The organism is Pseudomonas sp. Kh14 (assembly GCF_900291005.1).
GTDB lineage: Bacteria > Pseudomonadota > Gammaproteobacteria > Pseudomonadales > Pseudomonadaceae > Aquipseudomonas > Aquipseudomonas alloputida.
Genome location: NZ_OLKJ01000104.1, coordinates 1 through 272 on the forward strand (window position 1 = coordinate 1; position 272 = coordinate 272).

Here is a 272-nt window from a genome sequence, read left to right on the forward strand (position 1 = left end):
GGTCTGCTGGTCGTAGGAGGCCACGGCGTGGTAGCCGGTCCAGGCGTTCTTGTAGGAGGACTGGTGGGCGTTATCCAGGCTGAAGCGATGAACCTGGCCCGGGGTCAGGCCGCTGGCCTTGAAGTGGAACCACTGGAAGTGGTCGCTGCGGCTGTCCTTGCGGATGTTCAGGTGGACGTGCGCAGGGTCGCTGGCGTCCAGGACCAGGATGTTGCCGGAGTCGAAATCGCAGTCGATGTGCAGCGGGGAGAGCGTCACGGTCATTGCCAGCC

General features: G+C 64.3%; 1 protein-coding gene. It reads right to left on the reverse strand.

The features are described 5' to 3' along the window. A partial coding sequence (locus FQ668_RS27485; protein WP_256677682.1) for a M14-type cytosolic carboxypeptidase occupies positions 1 to 264 on the reverse strand: 264 nt, incomplete at its 3' end. Between the last annotated feature and the right edge of the window lie 8 nt (positions 265 to 272).